Below are 25,884 nucleotides of genomic sequence, written 5' to 3'. Positions count from 1 at the left end.
TGACAATCACGTTCATAAATTAGCACCTAAATTCATGCTCATCTGTTTTTTTAGCAATAAACTGTACCACCGCACTCAAACCTTGATGGCGCTTACCTTCAGAAATCATGCGCTGCTTTTCGATACCCGTTATTTCTTCTAACTCTGCCAGCTCAGCACGCAAAACTGCTAACGAACCAAAGCGCTCTTTTTGTGTTGCAGGAGGTCCGCCGACAGCGTCCATGCTTAGCTGCTGCTCGGTATAAGCCTCTAAGATAAACACGCCCTCTGGCTTGAGCGCTGATGCAATCTGCCCATGAACGTGCTGGCGTATGGCTGGCGGCAGATGCGCCCAGATAGCAACGATACTGTCCCACTGTGCTTGGCCAAACTCATAGTCAGCTAAATCAGCAACTTGAGTGATGATATCAACGCCTCTATCTTGCGCCAGCTTTAAAGCTTTATTTAATCCTACGTTAGACATATCCATGGCGGACACTTCGTACCCTTGTTCTGCTAAAAAAACTGCATTCCTGCCTTCGCCTTCAGCCAAACATAACACCCTGCCACCTAGCGGTATTTTTTGAAAATTTTCTTTTAAAAAGTCATTGGGCTCGGTACCAAAAATATATTCTGCTTCGTCATAGCGCTCGTTCCACATGGTTTTTCCCTTTTTATTGCATTGGTTTTTAATTTTTGCTTAGGCTATTTATTTTCTATTGATAAAATTTTAGGCTTTAATCTCGCAGCTAGTGTGCTATTAGTTAAATAAAGATGGTGATAAAAAACAGTTGACTTGTATATTCGTAATATAACATATAATAATATATTCAATTATTGGAATATATTAGATATTGATGTGTTATCCATGGATGGTCACATCACCGTCAGATTTAGGGAGGAAGTCACATGATTCGTTTCAGCTACACTCTCAAATGCTGGGCATTAGGTATCAGCTACTATGTAGGCTTTTACTTTATCGTCCTCTCAAGCAATCCTGACTTCGCCAAATATCTCTATATTCTGGCTGTCAGCACCCTACTTTTCCCGATCGCCAAACGCGCTGTCGATGTCATCACCGATTTTATCGCGCCGCACAGCATTATCTTTAATGGTCTATTATCATCATTACTCATTAACATTGTAATTTGGGTTTTAACGCCGTTTATCGTCGCCATGACCCTTATCGCCTTGCTGTTTTATGCGATGGGCGTGGTGACAGAAAATATAAGAGCAAAACCCTAAAGCAAATTTTGGCGCTTATTAAGTGCTTTAAACTAACTATAGTAGAATTACTCTAAAATCGATACAGTGCGACTGGGATGAATTTTTCGTAGCCTCTGTGATAACAGCAAGCAAGGAAAATTTATACCAGTCGCAAAAATCTATAACGTGTCGCTTTTATTTTACACTGACTATATTAAAGTAGAGATAAAATCATATTATCTTTGCTTTGAAGGTGGATTTAATGAGTTTACGGCCTTCTTCAGATAAAAACGTTTAGCGCTTACTATTTATAATATAAAGTTTTTTATTTTATTATGCGTGATGTAATAAATATTCATTGTTAATCCCTACCTAAAAGGCTTATGCTATAAGGTCAACCATATAGACTTACCAATGCAAGGCTACTACTGTCATGTTAACAAATGACGGTATCTTTGCGTCTTAATCAGGGCTTTTTATTGAAAGGATTTATTGCATGACAACTGCTACTCGCCAAGAACATGACCTACTCGGCTATCGTGACGTGCCCGCTGATGCTTACTATGGTATCCAAACCCTACGTGCTTTTGAAAACTTTACTGTCAGTGGAGTGCGCTTAAACCAGTTTTCGACCTTTATTCGTGCCTTTGCCACCGTTAAAAAAGCGGCAGCGATTGCCAATAATAAAGTAGGTGTACTAAATGACACCGTTAAAGACGCTATCGCAGCGGCGTGCGATGATTTAATTGCTGATAAATATCATGATCAGTTTATCGTTGATATGTTCCAAGGCGGTGCAGGTACGTCAACCAATATGAACGCCAACGAAGTGATTGCTAACCGTGCTTTAGAAATCCTAGGCTACGAAAAAGGCGACTATCAGCACGTGCATCCAAATAACGATGTCAACTTGTCACAATCAACCAACGACGCCTACCCTACAGCGATGAATGTGGCGTTAGATGAATACTGTGTCCATCTATTAAGTAAAATGGATATCTTGTATAACAGCCTTAAGAAAAAAAGCGCGGAGCTTGCCGATCAATTAAAAATGGGTCGCACGCATTTGCAAGACGCTGTGCCTATGACCGCGGGTCAAGAGTTCAACGCCTTTGCAACCATGATCAAAAAAGAGATGGATCGTATCGAATCTACTCGTGCGCTGTTTCATGAAATCAATATGGGCGGCACAGCAATTGGTACGGGCTTGAATGCACCAGCGGGCTATTCTGAAGAAGTTGCCAAAACCTTGTCTGATTTGACTGGCAGACCTTATTATATTGCTGAAGATTTGATTGAAGCGACACAAGACACCAGTGCTTATGTGGCTTTGTCTGGCAATTTGCGTCTCTTTGCTGCGCGTTTATCTAAGATTGCCCATGACTTACGTTTGCAGTCTTCGGGTCCGCGAGCTGGTTTGGCGCAATATCGCTTGCCTGAAATGCAGCCTGGTAGCTCCATCATGCCGGGTAAAGTAAACCCTGTGATCCCTGAAGTGGTGAACCAAGCTTGCTTCCATGTCATGGGTATCGACCATACTATCGCTATGGCGTCAGAAAACGGTCAGCTACAGCTCAACGTCTTTGAGCCCGTCATTGCCTTTAACTTGTTTACCGGTATGAGCATGCTGGCTAATATCTGTGAGATGTTTGCCACGCGCTGTATTGATGGTCTGATGATGAACAACGAGGCATGTAGTGTCGAGGTATTCAATAATATCGGTCTGGTCACCGCGCTAAATCCGCACCTTGGTTATGACGCCTCTTCTTTTGTTGCGAGAAGAGCTCAAGAAACTGGCGGCAGTGTTTACGACATCGTATTAGAAGAAAAACTGATGGACAAAGAAACTCTAGATGATATTTTGTCTCCTGCCAATATGGTGTATCCAAAGGTTAGAGTATTGCTATAGTTTATCTATAGTTAAATAAAAAGGCTGGATTAGCGATTGCTAATCCAGCCTTTTTTTATTGATGATAAAGATTGTTTAGAGCAAGAAGGTGCATTCATTCACCCGTGCTATCAAAACTAGGCGCAGATTTCACTGACCGTTATTTGCTTTTGATATTTACCTAAAGGACCATATTTACCGATAGCGCTGATGTTACCAACGACGCAAGTCTCGAAATATTTATAATAGCCTTGTTGATTGATACTTTTTGAATCTTTCATTAATAGCTGCTGTGGATCTGATACGTAGTAAGTGACGCCATTAGAAACCAGTTCATGAACCTCAAAGCTTCTTTTAAACTTACCGCGTAACTGTACTTCTTTTGCCACATCATCGAGTGCGACTGCCTTTATGTCACTATTGCTACTGGCTTGTGTTTCACCACAGCCTGTAATCATAAATATAGTTGATGCAAATCCTAATATTATCAGTCTAAATTTAATCATTATTTTTTATCCTGCTAAAAAAATTACATCAATCTATTGTGTAACGCCCAGAAAAATGTTGTCAATAAATAAGTTCTAAAGCTCAAATTGAGCCTTAATTCACTTTCTCCCACATTTTATTTAGACGCTTCGGTGATACCGCCATGCGGGTTTTCATCGGCTGCGCGAATAGCTGAATGCGATATTCCTCAACCATCCAGCGATATTCGCTAATGGCTTTATCATTGGCACGATTTGCCAGCCGCTCCATATGTTCATCGAGAGCGTAGACACCATCGAGGTCCGCTTCCAGATTATGCTCAAGGCGCTCAAGACGAATCTCTAATGCTTCCAAATAACGCGGATACTGCTGCCAATGGCTATAATCCATGCGATAAACAAAATCAGCCAATTGCAAATCCTCTAGCTGGTCTTCGATATCTTCGATAGACTCGCCAAATATTTCTCTATCAAGCATGAGTAAGCTCTGACGGATACGCTGCCAACGCGTATAGACATTTTTAAGCGTTTTTATGACATCTTGACCCGTTAATAGGAAGTTACCAGCGACGACTTCTAAGGTTTTTTCAAACTCCTCTGGCGTAAAAGGCAATTCTTCCGCAAGGGCTACGGCAATATCATCAGCGCTTTCAGGTAAATCGGCAGTATGATCGAATAGCACATAATGCTCTTCAAGCGCAGCATCCAATGCCGCATCGATGACGATGGTTTTTAGCTTCTCCATATCGCCAAGGGGAGCAAAAGCCAATTTAAATATCTTATCAATCTGACTGGTCAGCTGTTTTTTCTTCGCGCCAAGCTTAGCTTTTATTAAAGTTAAAACCCCGATACGATGCGCCTGCAACGCTGCATTGACATCGGTATATTGGTGAATCGATACCGCCTCGCCCGACGCGTCTGCGACCAAGGCGGCAAACTGTTTCATCACCACGCCTGCACTATGATGGTTTTTGCTAAAGGCGAAATGCTCAGGGAACTCTGTATGTGTGCCTTGCTGCTCATTCACTGCTTGGCGGGTTTCACTAGCATGGCGAATTTGTAGCGTTTGTAGGTCGCGACCTTTTTCGATAATGCGGTTTTTGTCATCGACCACGCAGATTTGCGGCTGTAAATAGCGATCGATGCTAGCAGGATTAAAACTCTCAGGCGTCACCGACATAATGCCGCGACGATTTAAAGCTTGGCACAGCTGCTTTAATAAACCTTGACCACCAGCAGGCTGCAATTCATCAAACAAGCTATCGGCAGTATCAGGAATGGGGACGATTTGACGGCGAATGTCTTTGGGCAATGACTTGAGTAATTGCAATACCAACTCATAGCGCCAACCGGGTACGCCCCACAATAGCTCAATCGCATCAAGCTGCGGTAGCGCTACCAGTGGCACACGAATGGTCACGCCATCATCATCGCTTGACGGATCAAAGACATAACGCAGCGGTAATTTTAAATCACCCAGTTTCCACACTTCTGGAAAATCGCCTGTCGTTGGCGCTTGGCTATTAAGCACGTCATCATCGGTGAAGAATAGATACTTAGTATCAGTTTTTTCCACCTCGGCCCGCCAATCTTCAAACGTTTTACGACTGGCAATATGCTCAGGGATTTTTTTATCATAAAACTGATACAGTGCTTCTTCATCAACCAATAAATCACGGCGACGCAATTTATCTTCGATACGTTCAATATCAGCGATTTTATCCATATTATGCTGTAAAAATGGCGCTTGCCGACCCAAATTACCGGTCACCAAACCATCACGGATAAAGATTTCTCGCGATTCAGCCAAGTTCACTTGCTCATAGTTGGTCAGCTGTTTACTAATAATAATCAGCCCAAATAAACTAATCTGCGCGTAAGCTTTAACACGTCCCGTCTTTTTCGACCAATGCGGCTCAAAGTAGTGATATTTTAACAAGTCGCCTGCCGCTGAGATAATCCATTCAGGCTCAATCTTAGCAACGGTACGCATAAACACTTGCGAGGTTTCCACCACTTCAAAGGCCATGACCCAAGGCGGTACTTGTTTAAACACCGTACTGGCTGGGAAAATCTTGGCTTTTTGCTGGCGCGCGGCTAAGTATTCACCACGATTTTCAGTTTTATGCGCAATCGTAGATAACAGACCCGTTAATAATGCACGATGTAAATTGGCATATTTAACGGCTTTGAGCTCTTCATCTTCAATCGCGGTAGGGTCGCTCGTCACATTATCTAAAGAAGCTTTTTTATTGCTACCTTTATTAGTAGTTTTTGCCTCCTTAACGTCGGTCAGTTTTAGCTCAGTGACCATTTGTACCAGCTGACGATGGGTTTGATTCCACTCGCGCACACGCGGGAAGCTCAAATAGTTTTTCTTGGTAAAATTCTTACGCTGATTACCAGACAGTTTGTTGCCGTCTTCGTCTTTTTCAAACAAGGCTTTCCAGAGACTTAAATAGAATAAAAAGTCGGAGTCATCTTGGCGAAATTCTGCATGCTTTTGATCCGCTTGCTGGCGCTTATTGGCAGGACGCTCGCGCGGATCTTGGACAGCAAGCGCCGCAACCACGATGAGCATTTCGCGAATACAATCAAAATCGCTACCGGCAACCAACATACGTGCCAACCTTGGGTCGATTGGCATACGTGCCATTTTTTGCCCAGTCGGTGTCAGAACCAGATGGTCAAGACCTTTTTTGGGCTTGTTGGTTTGCTTAGCAGAAGAGGCTTCTTTTTTAGAAGTAATCGCGCCCAATTCATCGAGCAATTTATGCCCATCAGTAACTAAGCGGCTATCAGGTGGCTCAATAAAGGCAAAATCATCGACACTGCCTAAGCGCAGGTTGGCCATTTGCAAAATAACGGAGGCAAGATTGGTACGTAAAATTTCAGGTTCAGTGAACTCTGGACGACCAGTAAAGTCCTCCTCGCTATAAAGCCGAATACAAACGCCGGGCGCGACACGACCACAACGCCCTTTACGCTGATTGGCCGCTGCTTGTGAGATGGCTTCAATCGGTAAACGCTGTACGCGTGAGCGATACGAATAACGCGAAATCCGCGCAAATCCTAAGTCAATCACATAGCGAATGCCGGGTACGGTCAGTGCCGTCTCGGCAACGTTGGTGGCGATAACGATACGCCGGCCGCGACCTGACGGCTGAAAGATTCGCTGCTGCTCTTCATAAGTTTGGCGAGCAAACAAGGGCAATACTTCGGTATGTTTTGGCCCATGACGCTCAAGCACCTCTTGGAGCTCACGAATTTCAGCTTCTGTCGCCGCAAATATTAAAATATCTGCTTGATCGGCATGACCTTTGTTTTGTGCATCGCTAAAACATTCTTCGACGGCAGCAACCACCGCGCGAGGCAGATTCTCTTCAAAGTCATCATAGCTGTCATCATCCGAGCTGTTTACTGGCTCATCGGTCAACGGACGATAACGAACTTCCACAGGGTAACTGCGACCTTCGACATTAAAAATCGGCGCAGGCACGTTACGCTTGAGCTTTTTATCATAATGGCTAAAATATTCGCTAAAGCGTCTAGTATCAAGGGTCGCTGAGGTAATAATGACTTTTAAATCAGGGCGCTTGGGCAGCAGTTTTTTTAAATAACCCATAATAAAGTCAATATTTAAGCTACGCTCATGCGCCTCATCAATAATAATAGTATCGTACTTACTTAAAAACCGATCATGCCCCAATTCAGCCAGTAAGATACCATCGGTCATCAGCTTCACGACAGATTGTGCCGACCCTTGCTCATTAAAACGAATCTTAAAGCTGACGGTATTACCGAGCTGCTCGCCCAATTCTTCCGCGATACGGTTTGCTACGCTGCGTGCGGCCAGTCGCCTTGGCTGAGTATGACCTATTTGCCCTGTGATACCGCGACCTGCCAGCATTGCAAGCTTTGGTAATTGCGTCGTCTTACCAGAACCGGTCTCACCTGCCACGATAATCACTTGGTTATCGATAATACCTTGAACCAAGTCATCAGCACGTTGACTCACGGGCAAGTCAAGATTTAACTTGGCTGCTAAATCTTGAGGAATACTATCAATACGCGCTTGCACCGCTTGCTGTGAGCGGGTTTTTATTTTGTCATACTGCGCACGTTTTTTGGTTAGCCCATCCTCTGCTTTATTATCAGAACCCTTCTGATCTCTTTTATTATTAGCCACAGCGGCACGTGCCAGCTCACGCTCTAAACGGCTGAGATAATAGCTATCTTTGGCTAAAACTGGTAAGTCAGTGGCAACCTTCACGTACGAAGATGCGTTATCACTGTTTACCGTGATATTTGAGTCATCATTATTTGGGTTGGCGGCTTTACTTGCTTCATTTTCGTTGGAGCTAAATTCATTAGAGCTTAGGTCGTTGGTTAGGTTTTCAGTAGCAGTTTCTGCGGTATTCTTAGAAGTATTGGGCATATTTACTTAGGCTATTTATTATTTGGAAGTGCTTAGATTATGGGGGTAATTTGGGCGTGATTCAAGATGGTTATAGAAACAGGCTAAAGCAAAAAATTCACTAATTACTGGTATAAATCACCTGCCCCCTAGCTGCAGCTCCCGTAAAGAAGCTATGGAGCTTTTGCAGAGGCAGCATAGGAAAAGGCAGGTGCAACGAAAGTAACAGTCTCTCAAACGCCACCACCTCATCAGCTAACCATTTAGCGACATCAGGCTGGATCTGTGGATTTTCATAAAGATTATCAATTAACCACGTCAGTTGTGGAAAATTGGCATTATTATGAACCTGATAAAGCGTGGTCAATAGCTCATCAGAGATTTGGCTACGCGTTTTGCGAATAACGCCGTTTTTATAGTACATATTTAAAGCCATATTATCCTAACCTCCTTAAATTCTTGATACTCAGATAACCAACGTACTCTTTATCATCAGTATTCGCAAATTCATTGTTATCGTTAGTAATCGGCTTAATTAACAACCGAACATTTGGAATAAGGTCATTGACGTTATAAATATCGTCGATATCTACCTCAAACTTATCATCAATATGCGAGGCGGCATTAAAAGGCGACTCTTTATCTTTATAAGTAAAGGCTTTATAAAATTCGCTCTGTTTTGCTTGCTTAATAGCGTCCGCTTGAGTAGCAGCAACGATAAGCAGCTTATAATGAAACTCCTCGAAACTGCCGCGCTGATAACCCCCTAAATTGATAAAGAATAACTTTAAATCGTTGGTACTCTCTACATCGTTGGTACTCTCTGTTTGGCTACTTGATTCGACCAATTTAATCGCATAATTATCAACTTTGCTAATCGCTCGATACGAGTCAATGTGCCATTTATTTTTAACCTCAGGCCAGTGCTGATTGATATCCTCTATCAGCTCGCTGACTTGGTTGGCCACGCCAAAAAATATATCATGTTGCTCAATCAAACGACCTTTGGGGCGACCACCAAGTTGTACCATAAACAGTGTTAGCATTTTAATCAGTCCTTTTTATATATATAAAAATTATAGTTACCGCAATCAATATTATCAGCTTGATCTAAAGACACTTTGACTATTCTCCAGTTACAATACTCGCCCTGTCCTTAATTCAAACGCCCAATCTTCACGACCATTTGCTAAAGCCAATTTAGCTGCTGCTTCATAATCGTAAGGCACTCTAATATGCTCAGTTTGCCACTGCTTACCTTTTTTATTTTCAACACATTTAATAAGAGCGTAACTGGCATGGGGCGAATAAGTCTGCATTTTATGCACGATTGGTAAATCATCTTTATAGGCGGGATAGCCAACGCTACCTGTATTAACAACAATTTGTCCTGTCGATAGCATGACTGTACGCGGAATATGAGTATGGCCACATACGATAACTGAACTGTCGATACCCTTGAGCAATGCTAAAATATCTGTGTTATTACGTAGCGTCGGCTGCCCTGTTTCTATATTTTCCAATAGATATATCATGTCGTCCGCTGGCGACCCATGACACAGATATATATCGTCATTCAAATGATAATCAAAAGGCAAGTTCTGCATCCATCTTATCGCCATTTTAGGCAAATCTTTTGTAATGAAAGTCAGCGTAGAATTGCTTTTCATCTCTATTGTCGTAGCTTCATAAATCTGTCTATCTTGATTACCCCGAATAGTAATAATATCGTCTTGATATTTCGTTAAAAGCTCATACGTGGCTTTAGGCGCAATCGGTCCATATAGAATATCTCCGAGATTAACAATTTGGTCAATATCTCGATGTCTGATATCAGCAAGCACAGCTTCAAGCGCAAAGACATTACTGTGAATGTCTGAGATAGCTGCAATAGTATTGAATTGCTTATTACTAGAATACTCCATCCTTTTTTTCTTCCTCGCAAATCACTCCGTTATACACAGACTAACAATAAAAGGAAATAAAAAACCCGACATTTAAGTAAATATCGGGCTTTAGGGATTATGATGAACTTAATTGCTAGGCTATATTAAGAAAAAATACGCCCACAACCCGACGACTAGGGTAGCAAGAATATTAAGAATAACACCAACACGTATCATCTCGTTTTGCTTAATCAGCCCCGTACCAAAGACAATCGCATTCGGCGGCGTGGCAACCGGTAACATAAAGGCACATGAGGCGCCAATACCGATGACCAAGACGAGCACTTCATGTGGCAGTCCCATTTGCTCAGCAATAGCAGCAAACACTGGTACTAACAAAGCAGCAGAAGCCGTATTAGAAGCAAACTCCGTCAAGAAGATAATAAATGCCGATACGGCAATCATGACGATAATAAGCGGTGCTGAAGACAGCGCATTGGCAACCGTTTCGCCCAGTACTAAAGACGCACCTGATACTTTCAAAATCGTCGATAGCGCGATACCGCCACCGAACAGCATGAGTACGCCCCAATCGGTATTATCAGACACTTGCTTCCATGACACCAAACCCAAGCTCACTACAGCAGCAGCAGCGGATAAGGCAATTACGGCATCAGTATCCGTGATATCTAATGCAGCGCCGATTTTTTTGGAAAATATCCAACTAAGGGCGGTAATGATAAAGACGATAATCGTCACTATACGCGGTTTATTCCAAGCGATAGGCTCGTCTTCACGCAGTACAATCTTACGGTTTAGATTTGGTTTTAAATACACATACATGGCACCCAATAATAATGGCAAGAGCACCAACATCATCGGTATACCAAACTTCATCCAGTCTACAAACGCAATATCAAGCGCCTTTGCGGCAATAGCGTTTGGCGGCGAACCAACAATCGTACCCAGACCACCAAGACTCGCTGAATAAGCAATACCCAGTAATACGAAAACAAAGGTGCCACGGTCTTTTTCACGGTCAACTTGGGTCAAAATACCGAGTGCTAGTGGCAACATCATCGCCGCGGTCGCAGTATTCGATATCCACATCGACAAAAACGCTGTCACACCAAATATCAAAAATACTGCCGTGCTGAGCTTACCGCCTGACATCGATAAAATCTTCAACGCAATTTTTTTATCCAGTTGCTGTACATGTAGTGCTGCAGCTAAAGCAAAACCACCAAAGAATAAATAAATCGTCGGATTGGCAAAGCTTTGTAAACCAATCTCCGCATCAAACTCTGGAATGCCAATCAACGCACCAACGACGACGACCAAAAGCGCCGTAATCGTAACGTGTACCGCCTCTGTCAACCACAGCACCCCGATGAAAAACAACATCGCAAGGCCTTTATTGGCATTGATATCAAACGGCAAAACGTTATAGATAATCATACTGATAACCGCCGCAATAGCGACCACTATCAACCCTTTACCTGTACCTTTTGGAAAGGTATCGGTAAATAAATACTCGTTGCCATCATCAGGAAGATGGCTATCTAGTTTTTGCTCTGACATAAAATGTCCTTATTTTCCCCAAAGACAGTGTAAAAAACCTAAAATAAAAGCGTACTTTGGCAACTTACCCTTCATCAATCGGTAACCGCAAAAAACACGCCGTCATCATAGCAGATATATAACAAAAAACTGACTTAAGAGTGCTGCTAATAATTTTGCAATAAATGTGGTTATAGAAAAATTAAGCAGGAATCCGTGTGATGTATGGTTACACATCGTCACTAAACAAACGTACACCGTGTATGTACAAGCGTACAGTGCTATCTCATACTAAATAAGTTAATTAAAACTAAAAGCCGATAAATTTACCCATTATATTTTTATTGGACTTTATTGGACATTGATAAAAACAAACAGGAATATGTTATGCCAAATTCAAACAAAACCGATTCGACCACAAAAATGGCGCCAAAAGACATCAATCAAGATGGCTTGGATAAAAAAGATCAGCAGCGTACCGACGACTCCGCATTAGATATGATGCAAGGGTTACATGAACATGAAGATCACGAAGAAGACGATAAGTAGTTTGTCTCGTTAAGCTTATTTGAATTAGAAAATTAAAATAAAAAGCGCTCATCAAGCAGATGGGCGCTTTTTTTGTCTCGGCTGTCTTTTTTCTGGCAAACGGTCTGACATATAGTTATAGAAAAAAGCTGCACTCAAAACAATGCTAATAGGGACAAATAACGCGCCATAGCCAACTTTGGCATATAAAAACGCCCCGACGGCGCCGCCACCGCAAAAGCAGTACCAAATAATCGCTTGAAAGCCCAATGTAGGCTTGCTGATACGCCGTCCCGCCAGCCAGTTACCGATGGCAGCGCCCATATCAGAGGTCAGACCGGTCAAATGGGTGGTACGAATAACCGCGCCGCTATAGGTAGCGACCATCGCATTCTGTAAGCCGCACGCCATCGCCGCTGCCAATTGTCCTAAGTAATCATGCTGCTGATATAACCAATAGCTAATCAATAATAGCGCCGCTTCTATATACAGCGCACTGCCGTAACGCCGACCGAGCTTTAATGATCGTTGCCCAATCACAAAACCGCTTAATATTGCCCCAGCCAAAAAAGACAGCAGCAAAGCACCGATATATAAAATACTGCGACCGTCTAAATGCGCAATCGCCGCTGAAAACAGGCTGACGTTTCCGGTCACATGCGAGACGGATAAATTGGTAAAGCCCATTAATGCGGCGGTATTGACGCAGCCTGCGCTAAATGCCAGTACAGCGCCGCCCCAAAATATCCATTTTGGTAATCTGGTTATCATATTCGTTGCCTAATGGCCCAACACCAAAAAGCCCTTATTATAACCAAAAAAGACAGCCAATTGGCCGTCTTCTCTACTGCTTAACTCATATTAACTTTGCTTACAAACATTATTTTGTCTCATCAAGCATCATTAATTGCTCGCTGATGGCAACGGTATTAAAACCTGCATCCACAAACATAATCTCACCGGTGATACCAGATGCCCACGGTGATAGTAAAAATAGCGCCGCATTACCGACTTCGGTCTGGGTAATATTACGCTGTAACGGGGCGATTTTTTCACTGATATCGAGCATTTTACGGAACGATTTGATGCCGCTTGCCGCAAGGGTACGAATAGGACCAGCAGAAATCGCGTTGACACGAATACCTTCACCGCCCATCGAGGTAGCAAGGTAGCGCACACTGGCCTCTAAACTGGCTTTTGCCATGCCCATAACGTTGTAATTTGGCAATACGGAAATACTGCCTTCATAGGTCAAGGTCAGCATAGAACCATGACGCATGGCTAGCAGCGCGCGTGCTTCTTTGGCCAAGGCCACAAAGCTATAGCTTGAGATATCATGAGCAATTTGGCTGCCTTCACGGGTAGTGGCATTGACGAAATCGCCATCTAACTGGTCCATCGGCGCAAAGCCAATCGCGTGGACAACACCATCAATACCATCGCCCCAATGCGCGGTCACTTGCTCAAAACATGCAGCAATCGATTCATCTGATGCCACATCACACTCAAGTACCAAGTCCGCTTCAAAGGCTTCGGCGGCCATATCGACACGTTTTTTAATTTTGTCATTGGGATAAGTCAAAATTAACGATGCGCCTTCACGGTGCAGCGCTTCAGCGATTGCCCAAGCGATAGAAAGTTTGCTTGCGATGCCGGTGACGACAAAGCGTTGTCCTTGTAGTAACATAATAGTTCCCTGTAAATCGATTTAAATGACAGATTATTTTTAATAGCTCGCTCATAAATAGCGAGTGAAAACACAAATTAAAAGATGACCCATTATACACGAATTGATTTAAGTAAACACTCGTATACTGTATTTACTTACACGCTATAAACGCTTAATCTCCTTTCATAGTAATAGCTAATATGGATAAAACGATTATCTACTGAGCATAGCAGTATGAAGTTAAGTGGATTTCAAGTATAATCACAGCCCTCCCAGCTTGCACAATTTTTATAAAAATCCTTTACAACCATTGTTTGTAAACCAGGATTAGCGTTAAGCTACACCCACATTTTGGATGGCTGCCAAACTTATGAGCAATACCCCAACAATAGCAACAGATTTTCAAGAAAGTGTTGAATCCTATCGTCAGCTAATCACTTCAACTGGCGAAGACTTAGAGCGTCCTGGCTTACAAGATACTCCAATACGCGCGGCAAAAGCGTTTGCGCATTTGACGCAAGGCTATCATCAAAGCTTGGAAGAAGTGGTCAATGGCGCGGTATTTCCTTCGACCAATCGTGAATTGGTCTTGGTGCAAAACATTGAATTTTATTCATTATGTGAACATCATATGTTGCCATTTCATGGCGTCGCGCACATCGGTTACTTGCCCAATGGTCAAGTATTAGGGCTGTCAAAATTCGCCCGTATCGTTGATATGTTTGCTCGTCGCTTGCAAATTCAAGAGAATTTAAGCGAACAAGTAGCACAAACGATTATGGATGTGACAGGTTGCCGCGGTGTGGCAGTGGTTATGGATGCAGCGCACATGTGCATGATGATGCGCGGCGTTAACAAGCAGCATTCAACCACGCGCAGCACAGCGATGCTGGGCGAGTATGTACACGACAATCAAGCCCGTAATGAGTTTTTAGATGCGGTGCCAAAGCGTAAACCTGCGTTTTAATATCGTTTAAAATAAAACCAGTGCTAGTTATAAGCAACAGAGAAGTAAAGAAAAAGAGCACATTGTTGATATCGCAATGTGCTCTTTTTTATTTTTAGAGATTGATCATCGGACTTATTAAGTAGCTTAAATAACTTAAGCAACCTTATCAGTTTTTGCATCACGACTGGCGTGCTCATCACTGGCTTGCTTAATCTTGGTTAAAATATCCTTAATCTCAGCAGCAGATAGATAAGTCGGCACCGCATAAGTATCGCTGACTTCTTTTGCCGCGGCTTTGGCAATATCATTAAAATCACTGCTTTGCATATTTTTAACGGTTGGATCGATATTTAAGGTAGCAATCAGCTCGCGTACTTGTGCGATGAGACTATCGGCAATATCGCTATCACTCTTGTCAGCTTGACCCGATTTGACCATACCAGTCTTGCGAGCTAACTCTGCCAATCTTTTTTTGCTGCCTTTGCGATTGACGTCAAGCACATATGGTAAGACGATGGCATTGGCACGACCGTGGGGGATACTATAGTGCGCCCCCAACTGGTGAGCGATAGCATGAACGTAACCTAGACCGGCTTTATTAAAGGCGATACCGCCGTAATGAGCGGCGATACCCATCTCTTCACGTGCTTTCAAGTTGCCGCCATCTTTATAAACCAGTGGTAGGTTTTGCATTACAGTTTTAACTGCAGAAGCCGCATAATAATCGGTCTCGACGCTAGCATTGGCACTCATCCACGCTTCTAAAGCATGGGTTAAGACATCGATACCGGTATCTGCTGTGATATGCGCCGGCATGCCTTTCATAATAATCGGATCGATAGCCGCTGCTAATGGCACCATTCTTGGGTCGATAGATAGGGCTTTTTGATGCGTTTTGTCATCTGACACCACCGCACCCAACGTCGCTTCTGAACCGGTGCCAGCTGTGGTTGGAATACAATAAAGCGGAACCGAAGGTTTTCTGGCTTTCAAGATACCGATAAGCTGTTTTGGCTTGCAGTTATTGCCTTGTGACATGGCAATCATTTTAGCCGCATCAATAACCGAGCCGCCACCGATGGCAATAATTGAGTCGCACTTAGCGTCGACAGACTTGCGCAATCCCTCTTCGACGACTTTAAAAGTAGGATCTGGGGTAATGCCGTCGTAGATTTTATAGCTGATATTTTTGCTATCTAGATAATCTGTGACTTTAGCAGGGATACCAAGTTTGTTTAATACCGCGTCCGTAACGATAAAAACATTGGTATTGCCTTCATTGATGAGCATGTCACACAAATCTTCACACGAGGTCTCACCGACAAACAACATCGGTCTTCTGACTGGCACTACGTAAGAAAAGGCTTTTAGTACTTTGGCACGCGTCTTAGCAACCGCCAAATAACCAGCGTGTTGTAAGCCTGTACTACTGACCAATTTAGAAATAGTATTTTGTTTTTTCATAGGTATAAAAATCCTTTTTAATAATGCTAATACTAGCAACAACGACAACTTAAAGCAGTGATTCATCACCGCAGTCAAAATAAAAAATGCTGTCAAAACAAAAGCACGGTGAATAAAAATACTGCATCAGCGTCTACATAAAGCAGACTACTGTTTAAACTTATTGTACCACCGCCATTTTTAGGATGTCATGATTATTATGAACTGCGATGTTCTGGTTATTTAGCGTCGCATCTTTACTTATACAAAGAAAATCAGCCATCAACTTGCTTCTTTACGAAAACTTAAAATAGTCTCAGTAGCGACTTGTTGTAGGTTCGTTCAGGCTTTTTACCCACGCGCTTTTCTCCCCAACTAGGATCCCCATCCTATTCAATCAATTCGACAAATTCTCTAGGTAGATTTACAGAAACGCCACCAAGATCGCCAATGGCATATTTTTCTTCTGTATTAGCTACGGTTGAACTATCCGAACAACCACTAAGCGATAGAGCGCTAGATAAAAGCATCAAGCATAATTTTCTCATGATTTTTACTTATAATAATTGATAGCGTTTATTGTTATAAGGAACTCGCCTGCAACAGCTGCTGCGCGTACGGGTGCTGTGGATTATTAAACACATCTTCGCTAGGGCCCGACTCAATACACACGCCGTCTTTTATCACCATCATATGCTGGCATAAGGCGCGGACTACTTTTAAATCGTGGCTGATAAACACATAGCTGACTTGCAATTTTGCTTGAATTTCCCGTAGCAAGTTGACCACCGTAACCTGCGTGGTGCTATCAAGCGCCGACGTTGGCTCATCTAATATCAATAAACTTGGCTGCATAATAAGGGCACGCGCAAGGGCGACGCGCTGACGCTGACCGCCCGATAACTCATGCGGATAACGCTGCGCAAACTCCGCTGGTAGATGCACAGTCGCCAAACTATCCATCACTGCTTGCTGGCGTTCTGCTTTATTGACACCTTGTACTAACAGCCCTTCTTCGACGATTTGCATGACCGTCATACGTGGATCGATACTGGCAAAGGGGTCTTGAAACACCATTTGAATTTGCGCGCGCAAGGTGCGCAAATGACGTTTGGACAATGCCGTCATGTCCTGTCCATTGACCATTATCTGACCACTGACACGCGCTTGATTGCTGAGTAATTGGCTTAGCGCAAGGGCAATGGTGGTTTTACCAGAGCCTGACTCACCAACGATACCCAACGCCTGCCCTTTCTGCAGGGTCATATCGACATCTTTTACCGCATCAAACCAACGTTTGGTGCCGCCAAACAAGCTTTTTTCAATAGGAAATTTTACTTGTAGGTTACTGACTTGCAATACGGTTGGTAACTGACTTTCATCATCCAATAAACTGAGTGCTTGCCCGAAATCTTGCTTGATAAGCGAGCGGGTATAGTCCGCTTTAGGCTGGCTAAATACTGCTGCCGTTTGCCCTTGCTCAATCGTGTGTCCTTGGCGCATGACGATGACGTCATCGCTATAGCGCCTGACCAGATTGAGATCATGGCTGATTAATATCATTGCCATATTATGCTGACACTTAAGGTTATCTAACAGGGTTAGAATCTCATGTTGCAAGGTCACATCAAGCGCGGTCGTCGGTTCATCAGCGATTAAAACATCAGGCTGCTGCGCCAATGCCATGGCAATCATGACCCGTTGGCGTTGACCGCCTGATAACTCATGTGGATAGCGATTTAGCTTATCAGCAGGGTCGTTGATATTGACATCGTTTAATAAAGCGATACTTTTTTCGCGCCACTGTTTTTTGGGGGCGCCCCTGATACGCAAGGATTCTGCAATTTGTTTGCCGACCGTATGTAGTGGGTTTAGCGCCGTCATCGGCTCTTGAAACACCATACCGATACGCTGCCCACGAATAGAGCGCAGCGCCACATTTCGCCCTTTGTCATTGGTAATTGGCAGCGCACTCATGTCTTTGGCGTTTGCTAGCTGCACTTCACCGCTAACCGTCAAACTGTCCGGTAGCAAGCCTAATAGCGCAAGACTGGCAATCGACTTACCAGAGCCCGACTCGCCTACTATCGCTAATGTCTGCCCTTGCCGTAGCTCGTACGATAGCTTATCGACCAGAACCATGCCTGCGTCCGTGACGATGCTAAGTTTATCTACGCTCAGCATGAGCTTATTTTGGCTATTGCTATGACTATCATTTGAATGGGCATTTTGCTCATTAGCACTTTGCTCAGTAGTGGTCGTCATATTAGCGGTTATTATTTTATCAGTTGTCATATCACGAGCGCCTCGGATCAAAGGCATCACGTAGCGCTTCGCCAACGAAGATGAGCAAGGATAAAATAAAAGTTAAGCTAAAGAACCCTGATAGCGCGAGCCAAGGGGCATCGAGGTTGTTTTTCCCTTGTACCATCAGCTCACCAAGCGACGGTGAACCAGGTGGCAGACCATATCCTAAAAAGTCTAACGCTGTTAACGCGATAATATTAGCCGTTAAAATAAACGGCAATTGCGACAAACTTGATGCCAATGCATTGGGTAAGATATGCCTGAGCATGATTTGACTGTCTGACACCCCAAGGTTACGAGCGGCACGAACATAATCAAAATTACGCGCACGCAAAAACTCTGCCCGTACCAAACCGACTAGCCCCATCCAACCGAATAACAACATCATGGCAAATAACATAAATATGCTAGGGCTAAACAAGCTGACCAAAATAATAATCATAAACAGCTGCGGCATCCCGCCCCATACTTCCATAAAGCGCTGCCCGGCTAAATCTACCCAGCCACCGTAATAGCCTTGTATCGCACCAACGATAATGCCAATGAGTGCACCCGCAAGCGTCAAGGCGATACCGAACAACAAAGATACCCGCAATCCATAAAGTATCCGCGCCAGCACATCGCGTCCTAAGTCATCGGTACCCAGCCAATTTTGACTATTGGGCGCGGCTGGATATGGAATCCCAAGCTCAACGTTTGGTGTCTGATCGGCAAAGGGAATGAGCGGCATAATATAAAAACCCTGCTCATCAATCAACGCTTGCACTGCAGGGTCTTTGTAATTGGCTTCAGTCTCGAACACCCCACCAAAAGTCGTTTCGGGATAGGCTTTTAGGACGGGGAAATAATAATCACCTTGATACTGCACCAGTAGCGGCTTGTCATTGGCAATGACATTGGCTGCCATACAAATGACAAATATCAGGGCAAAAATAAATAGCGATATTACTCCAAGGCGATTGTGGCGAAAACGGTTTAGGCGTGCCTGCCAAATAGGATTTAGGCGGCGTTTTTTTTCTGGGACAATGGAAGATGTGTTTGAGGATACAGAAGATAATGGATGACTTGACATTAGCGCCCCTCAAAATCAATACGCGGATCAATTAAGTGATAACTTAAATCACTGATTAACTGTAATAACAGCCCGAGCAAAGTAAAGATAAACAGCGTACCAAATATCACCGGATAATCACGCTGCTGAATGGCTTCGAAACCCAACAACCCCAAACCATCAAGTTTAAAGATAATCTCAATCAAAAAATTACCGGCAAAGAAAATCCCAACGATAGCCGCTGGAATACCGGCGATAATAATCAACATCGCATTACGAAACACATGGCCGTATAACACTTGCCGTTCGCCCAAGCCTTTGGCTCGCGCGGTAAGCACATATTGCTTACCGAGCTCTTCTAAAAAGCTAAACTTGGTCAAGTAAGTCAAGCCAGCAAAGCCGCCAACGGTACTTGCTAGGAGCGGCAATGCCAGATGCCAAAAGTAATCTTTCACTTTACCAAGCGTGCTTAATTGGTCAAAATTTTCGGAAGTTAATCCTTGTAGCGGAAAAATATTCCAATAGCTGCCACCGGCAAAAAACACTAACAGTATGACGGCAAATACGAAAACAGGTATCGCATGGCCGATAGCAAGCAGCATGGCTGTTGCTTTATCAATCCCTGAGCCATGATGCATCGCTTTATAGACACCAAGCGGAATCGCTATCATATAAATCAGCAGCGTACTCCATAGCCCAAGCGAGATTGATACTGGTAATTTTTCAACAATCAAGTCAGTCACCGATTGACCTTTAAAAAACGATGTCCCAAAATCAAGCTTGGCATAATTCCTTAGCATCAGCCAAAAGCGCTCAGGTGCTGACTTATCAAAGCCGTATTGCGCATTAATTGCCGCTACCATTTCCTCAGATAGGCCGCGCGTGCCTTGGTAAGTGCTCTTATTGCCACCGGCACTGCCCGCACCGATATTACCGCTGAGCGCACCGTCTTTTGCACTTTGTTCGATAAGCGCCAGTTGCTGCTCGACAGGGCCGCCCGGCGCCGCTTGGACAATGACAAAGTTCGCCAGCAATATCAAAAATAGCGTCGGTAATATCAGTAACAACCTTTTTAAGATATAACGACCCATAATGACGGCTTCCTAAAACATAGAGATATGACAACTTAGGGTGTGTCCTCATTTTAAAAACGGTCATAAAAATGAGATAAATTGCAGTCAAATGAGGAAAATAGCGCAAATAATACCGGGGTATTAATCAGCTATTTGACGATATTTGGCAAAATTTAGCCATTTTTAGCCCATTTAGATACAATCGCTTGAAGTGAGGACACGCCCTAGCATTTAGAAGTTATTTTTAAGCTCACGTAATGCGGCAAATACTGTCAAAGACTTGTCATCATCGATAGTGACTTTAGACCTCACCCCTGCTATCACACTGGGCTCTTGCGTGCGTAAAAACACGTTGATTGCGCGCTCGTGTTCTAAAATGACTGGCAATGTCGGGATACCTTGGGCGGTTTTTTCTTCTGCTTGCGCAAGCGCTTGCTGCATCGCTTCATTGGCAGGTTCAATAGATAAGCCAAAGCGTAAGTTGCTGGCAGTATATTCATGGGCTGGATACAGCAGCGTCTCAGCTGGCAAGCCATTTAAGCGCTTAAAGCTCTCATGCAATTGCTCAATCGTGCCGGTAAAGACACGTCCGCAACCGGCACTAAATAAGGTATCACCGCAAAAACAATGCTTTTGTCCATCGATATCTAAGATATACGCCATGTGGCTTGCAGTATGACCAGACACATCCCACACTTGCGCGGCACAGCCCCACGCACTGACCGTACTACCATCTTTGATAGCCTGATCTTCATCGACGTTATGCTCTGTATGCGCAACCAAATGCGTCATCGGATAAGATTCTTGTAGCTCGGCAACACCGCCGATATGATCATGGTGATGATGCGTGGTCCAGATAGACGTCAGCTCCAAGCCATTTTCTTCTAAATAAGCGATAACTGGCTCGGCTTGACCCGGATCAATGACAATCGCCTGCTTATTATTTTCATTAATGAGTGTCCAAATATAGTTGTCATTGAACGCTTTAATGGGGTGAATACGAATACTCATATAAAATCCTTAGCAGTGATTGTCTTTATTACTGATGTTTTTTATTAAATTTTAAAAACCAAATGAAACGAGATTTTATTTACTGGTTTAAATGATAATTTTTAAATAACTGTTTTGAGCCATTATCTTAAACTATTGCTTTAAGTATCGATTAACACGGGCTTCCGCTTCTTTATCTGACCACCAATAATCGATACCGATCGCATTGGTCGGCAGTTTTGCCGTATGCCGATATTGATTCCAGTAGGCAACATTGGTGCTAGATTTGCCATATAAAGGGACTAAATAATGTCCTGCCCGTAGCAGGCGATCAAGTACGTGCGTATATAAGACAATCTCATCGCGACTTTTAGCATCGCCCAGTTTTTTAATAACACTGTCAATCGCAGGGTTTTTAATACCGATGGTATTGGCGTTACCCGCTTCATCGGCGGCAGCACTGCCCCAAAAGCCCACTTGCTCCGCGCCAGGCGATAAGCTCTGGGCAAAGATGTCGACCATCATATCGTAGTCAAATCGGCGCACACGTTCATAATATTGTGGCCCATCGACTTGGCGTAAGGTCGCATCAAAGCCCAAACGCTTTAGGTTACGAATATAAGGCAACAATACCCGCCCCATGGTTTCACCCGTCATCAAGATCTCAATCTGAGCAAGCTTACCGTTTGGCTGATACAACTTCATATCTTGATAATAAAAACCAGCCTCTAGCAATAGCTGCCGCGCCTCTAACAATCCTTGACGATTAAAACCGCTACCATCGCTGGTTGGCAATCGCCATTCCGTCAATACCGCTTGCCGCTGAATTGGTTCAAGCTTGGTTAGCAATGGTTTTAATACCTGCATCTCAGCCGCAGATGGCGTGCCAGTTGCTGCTAGCTCTGAGCCATGAAAAAAGCTTTGTAAGCGCTCATATTGGCCATGGAATAAAGTTTTGTTCATCCACTCAAAATCGTAAGCTGCCGTCAAGGCTTGGCGAACGCGAATATCTTGAAAGATGGGACGTCGCATATTCATGACTAGACCTTGCATTGGTACTGGGTTTTCGCTGCTTATAGTTTCTTTATAAATCAAACCTGCCTTGACTGCAGGAAAGTTATAACCCGTTGCCCAGTTCGACGCTTTATTCTCAGGGCGAAAACGATATTGCCCAGATTTAAAACCCTCAAAAGCAATCTCATCACTTTGATAATAGACAAACTTAATCATATCAAAATTATAACGACCGCGATTGACCATCAAATCACGGCCCCAATAATTGGGATCACGCACATAGCTGACCGCACGCCCCGCATCGACGCGGCCAAGCTTATAAGGACCACTACCCATGAGCGGCGTCAATGTTATTTTTTCAAAATCTGTATCAATCGAGGATTTAGCAAAAATAGGGAATTGCCCAACCGTTAATAATATCTCTTTATTATCATCAGACTTAAAAACAAACTTTACCCGCTGCTTATCGATAATCTCAATGTCTTTAATATCGCCCAAATAGCTGCGGATATACATCGGACCTTTAGTCAATATCGCATCATAAGTGGCTTTAACATCATGACTGGTCACGGGCGAGCCGTCCCAAAAGCGCGCAGCAGGATTAACATGGTAAATAATCCAACTGGTATCGTCAGGATCATAGGTGACTTTATCAGCCAGCTGCGGATACATGGTAAAGGCTTCATTGAGGGAGCCCGTCATCAAGGTATCGTACAGATAGTCGGTGCCAACCATCGCCACGCCTGTGGTCATCCATTTATTGGCCGCATTAAAGGTGCCGCGTGCATCTAGCGACAGCGTACCACCTTTGGGCGCCTTTGGATTGGCATAAGGCATATACGGTACATCAATATACTCAGTGGTACTATTATGCCCAAGCGCAGTCGTGGTGATTGGCGCTGCGATACTAACAGGTATCCAGCTGACCGTAATAACAAGCAAGACGGCTTTTAGCATAGAGTTTTTTAGCATCATGACTATGTAATACCCCTCATAACGACCCTCTACTCTAAACCAACTGGGATAAAAAATGCGCGACTGACGACAAAATACATAATTGACGAAATTTTATCATAACAAATTTAGGTTTTTTAACCTAATGCTTTGCAGCGTTAAGGTTGCTACATGACGGATTATGCCGCTTAAAAAACACTAATACGCATAAAAAAAGACGCAGCTCATAAAAGTTGCGTCTTTTATTTTAAAACCTGTGCTAACTTAAGCGTGCTTTTTTTCAAAGTCTATCATAAAGTCAACCAACTGCTGTACCCACTCTAATGACACTGCATTGTAAATACTGGCGCGCATACCACCAACATCGCGGTGACCTTTTAGGTTCATAAGGCCCGCCGCTTCCGACTCTTCTAAAAACACTTTATCAAGGCTGCTGTCCGCTAAGGTAAACGGCACATTCATGATAGAGCGATATTTGGGGTCAACTGGATTGCTATAAAAGCTGCTGTCATCGATGGTTTTATACAGCAAATCCGCTTTTTGCTGGTTGATTTTGCCGATAGCAGCGACGCCGCCCTGCTCTTCTAACCAATCAAACACCAGCCCTGCTAAATACCAAGAATACGTCGCTGGCGTGTTTGACATCGACTCTTTTTCCGCCTGATGTTCATAGTTCATCAGTAGTGGGCACCATTCACTCGCTTTGCCCAATAAATCTTCACGGATAATCACGATAATCAGACCTGCTGGCCCGATATTTTTTTGCGCACCGGCGTAAATCATGCCAAATTTAGAGACGTCAATGGGCTGTGACAAAATGCAAGAGGACATATCGGCGATAATTGGCGCATCGACTTGTGGTGGCTCAAAAATCTGCAAACCATGAATGGTCTCATTAGCGCAGTAGTGAAAGTACGCCGCATCTTTACTCAGGTTCCAGTCGCTTTGGGCTGGCACGTCGGTAAAATTACTGTCTTTACCCGTTGCCACCACATTAACCTCGCCTAAACCTAATTTAGCATAGCGCTGTGCTTCTTTGACCGCTTTACCAGACCAAGTACCCGTCGTTAGATAGTCGGCGCGGCCACCATTTAACAGATTTAATGGAATCGCTGAAAACTGTAAGCTGGCACCGCCTTGTAAAAACAGCACTTTATAGTTATCTGGAATGTCCATGAGCGAGCGCAACTTGGCTTCCGCTTTTTCGGTAATTGCGATGTATTCTTTACTACGGTGACTCACTTCCATGACCGACATACCGCGTCCCTGCCAATCAAGCAACTCTTCTTGAGCGCGTGATAAGACGGCGGTCGGTATGGTGGCAGGTCCCGCTGAAAAATTAGGTACACGGTTAGGAGCGGCTTTAGTGGTCATAATTATTATCCTAAATATGATGAAATCATCGTGGTTATTAAAGGTTAACTGTTAAAGGTGAATGTTATCGTTATCTTTTACTCTCTGTCGTAGTAGTCGTAATAAGTCGTAGTAGTCGTAATAATAGTAAGTGGCAAGCCTTTAATTCTACTTTGATAACTGCTCCCAAAGCTGACGTTTAAGTTTGCTATCTTTAAGCATCTCATCGAGTGTGGGCACAGTAGTCAAGTTCGGATGCTCAAGGCCGTCAGGTAATACGGTCAATGCCGCCACTTTTATCTCTTCGCGACGACCAATCTTAAACACATATCCTGCAAGGCTGGCATTGGCAAGCTCAGCGGTATCCATACCTTCACAAATAGGAAATGAGGTCGTCTCACAGCTGATAGATAGCGCTTGGGTGATATTCTGCCACAGTTTTTGGCTGTCATTATTGAGCGCTTGGATATCAACCAAAATTACCCAATCGCCATAGCGACCACCTTGTAAATCAAAGGGTGCTACCTTTTTAAAGCTTTCCTCTTGAAAGCCCTCTTTGTTCAAACCACTGTCTTTAAAACTGCCATCTTCAAAGCTTGCAGTATCATTTATGTCATCAAGAGCAGTTTGCTGAACGGCCTTATTTGCAAGTGAGGTAACGGCGGGCTTGGAGATATCAGAGGTAGTCGAGTCAAAATGATAGATGACGGGGCTTTGTTGGTCAGAATGACTTAAACCTGTCTCATTAGCGTCATCATAATAATGATTAAGAGGCTCATCATCTACCACATCGGCTATGGCATTAATATTTGGAGATGTAATATGAGAAGATTCATTATTCGAAAATTCTATGCTTGGCTGTTCAGTGCTTGTTGTAGAAGCAGTAGCATTAGAATGAGATGCAACAATGCTAGCGTTAGCTATAACCGCATCAGGCAAGGCAGGCGCAGAAATATCAGCGATACTCAATGTTTCAGAGCTCGGCTGCACCCACTGATTGATACCCATCATCGCTAAAATCTGGCGCTGCTGCATACGATGCTGCAATACAATTAGCGGGTCTTGGACATCACTCATGCTTATTTACTATCCTACTTGTCTAAAATGGATTTACAGCTTTTATTGTCAATTA

Annotated in this window: 21 protein-coding genes; 4 read left to right on the top strand and 17 right to left on the bottom strand. The window is 43.6% G+C overall.

All coding sequences use genetic code 11. The features are described 5' to 3' along the window. Positions 1–19: 19 nt before the first annotated feature. Positions 20–640 (bottom strand): class I SAM-dependent methyltransferase, encoded by a 621-nt coding sequence (locus A7325_RS05355; protein WP_068405289.1) that lies wholly within the window; start codon positions 638–640, stop codon positions 20–22. Positions 641–888: 248 nt separating this feature from the next. Between A7325_RS05355 and A7325_RS05350 the strand changes: the two genes are divergently transcribed. Both A7325_RS05350 and A7325_RS05345 read left to right on the top strand, forming a co-directional pair. Then, complete coding sequence (locus tag A7325_RS05350) at positions 889–1,224, top strand: hypothetical protein (RefSeq protein WP_068405285.1); 336 nt, start codon at positions 889–891, stop codon at positions 1,222–1,224. A 457-nt stretch (positions 1,225–1,681) separates the two neighbouring features. Next, the gene (locus A7325_RS05345; protein WP_068405282.1) at positions 1,682–3,094 is read left to right on the top strand and encodes an aspartate ammonia-lyase; all 1,413 of its coding nucleotides are present in this window, start codon (positions 1,682–1,684) and stop codon (positions 3,092–3,094) included. Positions 3,095–3,210: 116 nt separating this feature from the next. On the opposite strand, the gene A7325_RS05340 is transcribed toward A7325_RS05345, so the two are convergent. From A7325_RS05340 to A7325_RS05315, 6 genes are all read right to left on the bottom strand, one after another. After that, positions 3,211–3,579, bottom strand: a complete 369-nt coding sequence (locus A7325_RS05340) for a hypothetical protein (protein ID WP_156508500.1) — start codon at positions 3,577–3,579, stop codon at positions 3,211–3,213. Positions 3,580–3,673: 94 nt separating this feature from the next. Further along, complete coding sequence (hrpA, locus tag A7325_RS05335) at positions 3,674–7,996, bottom strand: ATP-dependent RNA helicase HrpA (protein ID WP_227514944.1); 4,323 nt, start codon at positions 7,994–7,996, stop codon at positions 3,674–3,676. A 100-nt stretch (positions 7,997–8,096) separates the two neighbouring features. Beyond that, positions 8,097–8,411 carry a hypothetical protein gene (locus A7325_RS05330; protein WP_068405276.1) on the bottom strand — a complete coding sequence of 105 codons (315 nt, stop codon included), beginning with the start codon at positions 8,409–8,411 and terminating at the stop codon, positions 8,097–8,099. A gap of 1 nt (position 8,412) precedes the next feature. Continuing rightward, complete coding sequence (locus A7325_RS05325) at positions 8,413–9,021, bottom strand: DUF1543 domain-containing protein (RefSeq protein ID WP_068405273.1); 609 nt, start codon at positions 9,019–9,021, stop codon at positions 8,413–8,415. 90 nt (positions 9,022–9,111) lie between these two features. Beyond that, positions 9,112–9,900: a metallophosphoesterase family protein gene (locus A7325_RS05320; RefSeq protein WP_068405271.1), complete on the bottom strand. Its 789-nt coding sequence runs from the start codon at positions 9,898–9,900 to the stop codon at positions 9,112–9,114. Positions 9,901–10,020: 120 nt separating this feature from the next. Then, complete coding sequence (locus A7325_RS05315) at positions 10,021–11,442, bottom strand: SLC13 family permease (RefSeq protein ID WP_068405268.1); 1,422 nt, start codon at positions 11,440–11,442, stop codon at positions 10,021–10,023. Between the two features lie 366 nt (positions 11,443–11,808). Between A7325_RS05315 and A7325_RS13825 the strand changes: the two genes are divergently transcribed. Then, positions 11,809–11,970, top strand: coding sequence for a hypothetical protein (locus A7325_RS13825; RefSeq protein WP_180952548.1), 162 nt, complete (start codon positions 11,809–11,811; stop codon positions 11,968–11,970). Positions 11,971–12,021: 51 nt separating this feature from the next. Here A7325_RS13825 and A7325_RS05310 read toward each other — a convergent pair whose 3' ends face one another. Then, the gene (locus A7325_RS05310) at positions 12,022–12,720 is read right to left on the bottom strand and encodes a YoaK family protein (RefSeq protein WP_068405265.1); all 699 of its coding nucleotides are present in this window, start codon (positions 12,718–12,720) and stop codon (positions 12,022–12,024) included. 109 nt (positions 12,721–12,829) lie between these two features. Then, entirely contained in the window at positions 12,830–13,636 is an 807-nt protein-coding gene (locus A7325_RS05305) for an enoyl-ACP reductase (RefSeq protein ID WP_068405263.1), read from the bottom strand. A 352-nt stretch (positions 13,637–13,988) separates the two neighbouring features. On the opposite strand from A7325_RS05305, the gene folE reads away from it, so the two are divergent. Next, a complete protein-coding gene (folE, locus tag A7325_RS05300) occupies positions 13,989–14,585 on the top strand; it encodes a GTP cyclohydrolase I FolE (RefSeq protein ID WP_226928923.1) in 597 nt (198 codons plus the stop codon). Between the two features lie 135 nt (positions 14,586–14,720). Here folE and A7325_RS05295 read toward each other — a convergent pair whose 3' ends face one another. From A7325_RS05295 to A7325_RS05260, 8 genes are all read right to left on the bottom strand, one after another. Continuing rightward, positions 14,721–16,031 carry an iron-containing alcohol dehydrogenase gene (locus A7325_RS05295; protein WP_068405258.1) on the bottom strand — a complete coding sequence of 437 codons (1,311 nt, stop codon included), beginning with the start codon at positions 16,029–16,031 and terminating at the stop codon, positions 14,721–14,723. A 561-nt stretch (positions 16,032–16,592) separates the two neighbouring features. Beyond that, positions 16,593–18,275 carry an ABC transporter ATP-binding protein gene (locus A7325_RS05290; RefSeq protein ID WP_082894301.1) on the bottom strand — a complete coding sequence of 561 codons (1,683 nt, stop codon included), beginning with the start codon at positions 18,273–18,275 and terminating at the stop codon, positions 16,593–16,595. 31 nt (positions 18,276–18,306) lie between these two features. Next, the gene (locus A7325_RS05285; RefSeq protein WP_068405256.1) at positions 18,307–19,389 is read right to left on the bottom strand and encodes an ABC transporter permease; all 1,083 of its coding nucleotides are present in this window, start codon (positions 19,387–19,389) and stop codon (positions 18,307–18,309) included. After that, on the bottom strand, positions 19,389–20,459 hold the full coding sequence (yejB, locus tag A7325_RS05280; protein ID WP_068405254.1) for a microcin C ABC transporter permease YejB: 1,071 nt from the start codon (positions 20,457–20,459) through the stop codon (positions 19,389–19,391). Before yejB ends, A7325_RS05285 begins: the two co-directional genes overlap by 1 nt. Before the next feature lie 213 nt (positions 20,460–20,672). Beyond that, complete coding sequence (gene gloB, locus A7325_RS05275) at positions 20,673–21,452, bottom strand: hydroxyacylglutathione hydrolase (RefSeq protein WP_068405252.1); 780 nt, start codon at positions 21,450–21,452, stop codon at positions 20,673–20,675. Between the two features lie 132 nt (positions 21,453–21,584). Beyond that, positions 21,585–23,417: an extracellular solute-binding protein gene (locus A7325_RS05270; RefSeq protein WP_068405387.1), complete on the bottom strand. Its 1,833-nt coding sequence runs from the start codon at positions 23,415–23,417 to the stop codon at positions 21,585–21,587. A 246-nt stretch (positions 23,418–23,663) separates the two neighbouring features. Then, complete coding sequence (gene serC, locus A7325_RS05265) at positions 23,664–24,773, bottom strand: 3-phosphoserine/phosphohydroxythreonine transaminase (RefSeq protein WP_068405250.1); 1,110 nt, start codon at positions 24,771–24,773, stop codon at positions 23,664–23,666. Positions 24,774–24,920: 147 nt separating this feature from the next. After that, positions 24,921–25,829: a hypothetical protein gene (locus tag A7325_RS05260; protein ID WP_068405247.1), complete on the bottom strand. Its 909-nt coding sequence runs from the start codon at positions 25,827–25,829 to the stop codon at positions 24,921–24,923. Positions 25,830–25,884: the final 55 nt, after the last annotated feature.

This window comes from Psychrobacter sp. SHUES1, assembly GCF_001652315.1.
Lineage (GTDB): Bacteria > Pseudomonadota > Gammaproteobacteria > Pseudomonadales > Moraxellaceae > Psychrobacter > Psychrobacter faecalis.
This window is presented reverse-complemented; position numbering and strand designations above follow the sequence as displayed.